At 63.7% G+C, this 5046-nt stretch carries 6 protein-coding genes; 5 read left to right on the top strand and 1 reads right to left on the bottom strand.

Annotated features, from left to right (window positions below; translation table 11 throughout):
* The coding region (locus tag AADJ04_RS17535) for a cation:dicarboxylase symporter family transporter (protein WP_341240402.1) at positions 1 to 437 on the top strand (437 nt) is incomplete at its 5' end.
* A 178-nt stretch (positions 438 to 615) separates the two neighbouring features.
* Positions 616 to 1062, top strand: coding sequence for a DUF2214 family protein (locus AADJ04_RS17540; RefSeq protein WP_066691694.1), 447 nt, complete (start codon positions 616 to 618; stop codon positions 1060 to 1062).
* Positions 1063 to 1153: 91 nt separating this feature from the next.
* Here AADJ04_RS17540 and AADJ04_RS17545 read toward each other — a convergent pair whose 3' ends face one another.
* On the bottom strand, positions 1154 to 1537 hold the full coding sequence (locus AADJ04_RS17545; RefSeq protein ID WP_341240403.1) for a PsiF family protein: 384 nt from the start codon (positions 1535 to 1537) through the stop codon (positions 1154 to 1156).
* A 285-nt stretch (positions 1538 to 1822) separates the two neighbouring features.
* Between AADJ04_RS17545 and argS the strand changes: the two genes are divergently transcribed.
* The 3 genes from argS (at position 1823) to AADJ04_RS17560 (ending at position 4946) form a co-directional block, all read left to right on the top strand.
* A complete protein-coding gene (gene argS, locus AADJ04_RS17550) occupies positions 1823 to 3532 on the top strand; it encodes an arginine--tRNA ligase (RefSeq protein ID WP_341240404.1) in 1710 nt (569 codons plus the stop codon).
* A 12-nt stretch (positions 3533 to 3544) separates the two neighbouring features.
* Positions 3545 to 4210, top strand: a complete 666-nt coding sequence (locus AADJ04_RS17555) for an SPOR domain-containing protein (protein ID WP_341240405.1) — start codon at positions 3545 to 3547, stop codon at positions 4208 to 4210.
* Between the two features lie 79 nt (positions 4211 to 4289).
* Entirely contained in the window at positions 4290 to 4946 is a 657-nt protein-coding gene (locus AADJ04_RS17560; protein WP_044396400.1) for a thiol:disulfide interchange protein DsbA/DsbL, read from the top strand.
* The last annotated feature ends 100 nt before the right edge of the window (positions 4947 to 5046 follow it).

Here is a 5046-nt window from a genome sequence, read left to right on the forward strand (position 1 = left end):
CGTTCAATCTCGACGGCACCAACATCTACATGACGCTGGCGGCGCTGTTCATCGCCCAGGCCACCAACACTGAGCTGACGCTGGGCCACCAGGTGGCGCTGCTGCTGGTGGCGATGTTGTCGTCCAAGGGCGCAGCGGGCGTGACGGGCGCGGGCTTCATCACCCTGGCCGCCACCCTGGCCGTGGTGCCTGAAGTGCCGGTGGCCGGCATGGCGCTGATTCTGGGCGTGGACCGTTTCATGAGCGAATGCCGTTCGCTGACCAACTTCATCGGCAACGCCGTGGCCACGGTAGTGGTCTCCCGCTGGGAAAACGCGCTGGACTATGAGCGCCTGGACGCTGCGCTGAACGGCCACGCCTTGCCAGCCACCGCGGCGGTGGCGCCTGTGGTGGATGCCGAAGTGCCCGTGACTGCGACAGCGCGCACTCTGGCCTGATCGCCTCTTCTGGTGGACGTTGATGGCGGCGCAGCCTTTAGGGGCTTGCGCCGCCTTTTTCATGGGCGGCTGAGGGGATCAAGCACAATGGCGGCGCTCATCAGGCTTGGCCTGTGTAGGGGAGCCCTTGGCTGTCTCTCGTTTGCAGCGGGGCTCTGGTGTTTTCAAAGGATATTGCATGACTCTTGAAGCTGTCTTGGCCGCATTGCACATGGTGGCCATCCTCACGCTGGTGGTTTTTCTGACCAGCGAAGCCGCGCTGTGCCGTTCGGAATGGATGAACCCCGCGGTGGTCAAGCGCCTGGCGCGGCTGGACCTGATTTACGGCATCACGGCCGTGGTGCTGCTGGCCACGGGGCTGGCGCGCCTGTACTTTGGGGTGAAGGGGCTGTCTTGGTATGTCTCGCAGCCGCTGTTTCACGTCAAGATGACGCTGTTCGTGCTGATGGGGCTGCTGTCCATCAAGCCCACGCTCACCTTCCGCCGCTGGCTCAAGGCCCTGAACCAGACGGGCGCATTGCCCGGCGAGGCCGAGGTGCGCAGCACCCGCCGCTGGGTCATGGTGCAGTCGCACATCCTGCCCGTGGTGGCGGTGATTGCCGTTTTCTGGGCGCGGGGCTGGTAAGCAGCGCCGCACCAAGGAAAAAGCCCGCCAGGCTTGCGCTTGGCGGGCTTTTTCGTGTGGGGTGGGCGGATAGTGGGAACCGCCCGGCCCCTCACTTCTTCAGGCACTCGCTCATGAATGCCTTGCGCTCATCGCCCTTGAGGGTCTTGGCTTGGGGGTCGGCGTTGCAAGCCTTCATCTTGTCTTGTTGCGTGGCGGGCTTGTTGCTCAGGCACGACTTCATGAACTCCTTGCGCTCGTCACCCTTCTTGTCGCCGGCTTCTGCGTTGCAGGTGGCCATTTTGGTTTGTTGCTTGGTGGGTGCTGCGGCTGGAGCGGAGGCTGGCGCTGCAGGTGTGGCGGCGGCTGGGGCAGCAGCGGTGGCTGGAGCGACCTTGGCGGCGGGGGCTGATGCAGCAGCGGGCGCGTCGGCAGCGTGTACTGCGCTGATCGAAAGGGCCAGGCCCAGGGCAGTCAGGGAGAGAAACTTTTTCATAGGGGCTCCAGAACGTTTGTGGAACATCGACAACCAAACCGGGTGGGATGGTGATTGGTCAACGCGCCAAACTCTGGCGGCGATGACAGCCATGCATCATGGGGCAGATTTCTTACGATCTGTTGCCTCTTGGTTCCATCAAGATTCCTGCCTGGTATCTGGCGCTGTGGGTGGGGCAGTCGCCGGGCTGCGGCGCGCTGACTCCGCTCATCGGGTGCGGACCGCTGTGGTGTGCTTGGTCACTGTGTTCACAGGGCTTGGGGTGGGCACCCGTAAAATCCGCCGATGCTCTCTGTCAAAAACGAACTCCTGGCCACGTTGGCTACCGCGCTGGATGCCATTTCTCCCGGCGCCGGTGCCAAGGCGGCCTTTGAATCCCCCAAGGTCGCCGCCCACGGCGACTTTGCCTGCACGGCTGCCATGCAACTGGCCAAGCCCCTCAAGCTCAACCCCCGCGCCCTGGGCGAACAGCTCAAGGCCACGCTGGAGGCCACCCCCGCCTACCAGCGCTGGGTGGATGCGATTGAAATCGCAGGCCCCGGCTTCCTGAACATCCGCCTCAAGCCCGCTGCCAAGCAGGAAGTGGTGCGTGAGGTACTGGGCGCGGGCGAGCGCTTTGGTTACCAGCCCAGCAACGGCCAGCGCGTGCTGGTCGAATTCGTATCTGCCAACCCTACCGGCCCGCTGCACGTGGGCCATGGCCGACAGGCCGCCATTGGCGACGCGATCAGCAACCTCTTCAGCACCCAGGGCTGGAGTGTGCACCGCGAGTTCTATTACAACGACGCCGGTGTGCAGATCGACACCCTGACCAAGAGCACGCAACTGCGCGCCAAGGGCTTCAAGCCCGGCGACGACTGCTGGCCCACCGACAGCGACAACCCGCTGGCCAAGAACTTCTACAACGGCGATTACATCGCCGACATTGCCGAAGCCTTCAAGGCCAAGGCCACCGTGAAGGCCGATGACCGCGAGTTCACTGCCAATGGCGATGTCGAAGACTACGACAACATCCGCCAGTTTGCGGTGGCCTACCTGCGCAACGAGCAAGACAAAGACCTGCAGGCATTCAACCTGCACTTTGACGAGTACTACCTCGAGTCGAGCCTCTACACCAGCGGCCGCGTCGAGGCCACGGTGAACAAGCTGGTGGCCAACGGCAAGACCTACGAACAAGACGGCGCGCTGTGGCTGAAAAGCACGGACTACGGCGATGACAAGGACCGCGTCATGCGCAAGAGCGATGGCACCTACACTTACTTCGTGCCTGATGTGGCGTACCACATCGCCAAGTGGGAGCGCGGCTTCACCAAGGTCATCAACATCCAGGGTACGGACCACCACGGCACCATCGCCCGCGTGCGCGCCGGCCTGCAAGCCGCCGACGTAGGTATCCCCCAGGGCTACCCCGACTACGTGCTGCACACCATGGTGCGCGTGGTGCGTGGCGGCGAAGAGGTCAAGATCAGCAAGCGCGCTGGCAGCTACGTCACGCTGCGCGATTTGATCGAGTGGACCAGCAAGGACGCGGTGCGCTTCTTCCTTCTGAGCCGCAAGCCCGACACCGAGTACACCTTTGACGTGGACCTGGCCGTGGCCCAGAACAACGACAACCCCGTGTACTACGTGCAGTACGCCCATGCGCGCATCCAGTCGGTGCTGCGCGCATGGCAAGAGGCGGGCGGCGGCGATGTGGCTTCGCTCAAGGATGTGGACCTGTCGGCCCTGGAAGGCCCTCAGGCCCAGGCGCTCATGCTGCAACTCGCCAAATACCCCGAAATGCTCACGGCCGCTGCGCTGGGTGAGGCGCCCCACGATGTGACCTTCTACCTGCGTGACCTGGCCTCGGCGTACCACAGCTACTACGATGCCGAGCGCATCCTGGTGGATGATGAGGCGGTGAAGAAGGCCCGCCTGGCGCTTGTCGCGGCCACGGCGCAGGTCTTGCACAACGGTCTCGCGGTGCTGGGTGTGTCGGCCCCGGCCAGAATGTGAGTGGAAACTACCATGAAGAAAAAACAGTTGGGCGGAACCATTCTGGGATTCATCCTGGGTGTGATCGTGGGTTTGGGCGCTGCCCTGGCCGTGGCGGTGTACGTCACTAAAGTGCCTGTCCCATTCCTGAACAAGGGTGGTGCGCGCGGTGCAGACCAGGACGCTGCCGAGGCGCAAAAAAACAAGGACTGGGACCCCAACTCGCCACTGCGTGGCAAGTCGGCCGCCAAGCCGCCTGCGCCAGCCGCTTCGGCTGCCGGGGCTGAACCCGCCACCCCCGCCGCACAGCCTGTGGCCACCGCGGAGCCCAAGGGGGCTGCCGCATCGGCCCCCAAGGCGGCTGCCAGCAAGCCCGAAAAAGTAGAGACTGGCAAGCCCGCCAGTGCCGACCCGCTGGGTGACCTGGCCAAAGCCAAGGCTGCGGAGGCAGGTAGCGCGGACCCTTATGACTACTTTGTGCAGGCCGGTGCCTTCCGCACGCAGGCCGATGCCGATGCCCAGCGCGCCAAGCTGGCCATGATGGGCTGGGAAGCCCGCGTGAGCGAGCGCGAGCAAAACGGCCGCCCGGTCTTCCGCGTTCGCGTGGGGCCGTTCGCCAAGCGCGATGACGCCGCCGCCCTCAAAGACAAACTGGACGGTACGGGCGTGGAATCTGCGCTGGTGCGCGTGCAGCGTTGATGCGGCCGTCGCCCACGGCTGAACTTTTTCGAGGCATGCCGCTCACATCCTAAAGACCAGACCAAGGAGTGTTCTTTTCATGAAACGTCGCGAGTTTTCCCTGTCCGCTGCCTCCGCTGTTGCAGCCTCTGCGGTCACTTTGCCAGTGGCGCTGCCCGCTGCAGCGCAAGTGCGCCAGTTCAAAGAGGGCAAGGACTACCAAAAGCTCTCCAAGCCTGCGCCTACCGAGGCCCCTGCCGGCAAGATCGAGATCATCGAGTTCTTCTGGTACAGCTGCCCCCACTGCAATTCGTTCGAGCCCGTGCTCGACGCCTGGATCAAGGCCGCGCCCAAGGACCTCGTCGTCCGTCGCGTGCCAGTGGCGTTCAACGCCAGCTTCGTGCCCCAGCAAAAGCTGTACTACGCGCTGGAAGGCATGGGCAAGCTCGACGCTGTGCACGCCAAGGTGTTCCGCGCCATCCACGTGGAAAAGCTCAAGCTGGCCAAGGACGACGACATTTTTGCCTGGGTGGGCAACCAGGGCGTGGATGTGGCCAAGTTCAAGGAGGTCTACAACTCCTTCACCGTGAACAACCAGGCCCGCCGCGCTGCGCAACTGCAAGGCGAGTACGGCGTGGAAGGTGTGCCTTCCATGGGCGTAGCAGGCCGCTATTACACCGATGGCACCATGGCTGGCAGCATGCAGACCGTGCTGCAAGTGGTGGACTACCTGGTGGGCCAGACCCGCAAGGCCTGATGCACCGCTGATTCAGCCCTGCACTACAAAAGCCCGCGCCAGCGCAATGCCAGTCAGTTAAGCCCGCAGGCGGCTTGATCCAGTAAAAAGAGGACGTGTT

It is taken from the genome of uncultured Acidovorax sp. (genome assembly GCF_964021665.1).
Lineage (GTDB): Bacteria > Pseudomonadota > Gammaproteobacteria > Burkholderiales > Burkholderiaceae_C > Acidovorax > Acidovorax temperans.